This is a genomic window from Clostridium frigoris (assembly GCF_018861865.1).
Lineage (GTDB): Bacteria > Bacillota > Clostridia > Clostridiales > Clostridiaceae > Clostridium_AD > Clostridium_AD frigoris.
The window spans coordinates 1-711 of sequence record NZ_JAHLDV010000147.1 but is presented as its reverse complement, the minus strand read 5'-3'; the positions used below and the strand labels follow the sequence as shown (position 1 = coordinate 711).

Below are 711 nucleotides of genomic sequence, written 5' to 3'. Positions count from 1 at the left end.
TTAATCCGCATCAGATGTCTCATCTTCGCCTAGCTTCGCATGCCTAACTTACACTTTCCAAACATTCCCAAGGGTCTGACCCCTTACAGAGTTTGGAAGTGAAGCGGACAAACTCTGTTGCTATTATCCGCATAAGATGTTCCATCTTCGCCTAGCTTCGAATCTCATATTTCCTAATTTTCTAACTCCTTCTTTATTTGTATAACCTTTTCCTTAGAAAGACTTGTAGCTTTGATTATTATATCTATATTAACTCCTAGTTTTAATAAATTTGTTGCGACTTCTATAGCTTTTTCATTTATTCCTTCATCCTTAGCACTGCTTATCATATTAGCCCTCTCATGAAGTGATCTTTCTCTTGCTTTGTAAAGTTCTAATGTCTTTGGATCACTACTTAGATATTCTATTTTCTCTTCTGCTTTTTTAATATCAACATCCATGTCCATCAACTCCCCTAATTCTTTATCACTTATATCTTCACTTAAAAAAGATAGCCACCTTTGTAACTTATCTTCTTTTAAATTCTTATTCTTTAATTTTCTGAATTTCGCCATTTCTATAAAATGAATCTCAACTACGTCTGTTAACATGTAGTCTTTATCTCCATCTTCCCATAGATGAAATGTTGTATGAAATTTATCAGGTATTTTTATATATTCAAAGTCTACTATATTTATAGTTATGACCTTAGTTAGATTCTTATAATCATCG

At 32.3% G+C, this 711-nt stretch carries 1 protein-coding gene; it reads right to left on the bottom strand.

Going from position 1 to position 711, the window contains the following annotated elements; translation table 11 throughout:
* Positions 1–173 precede the first annotated feature (173 nt).
* Positions 174–711 (bottom strand): Rpn family recombination-promoting nuclease/putative transposase (locus KPL37_RS19520; protein WP_216151720.1); only part of this gene is annotated, 538 nt, incomplete at its 5' end.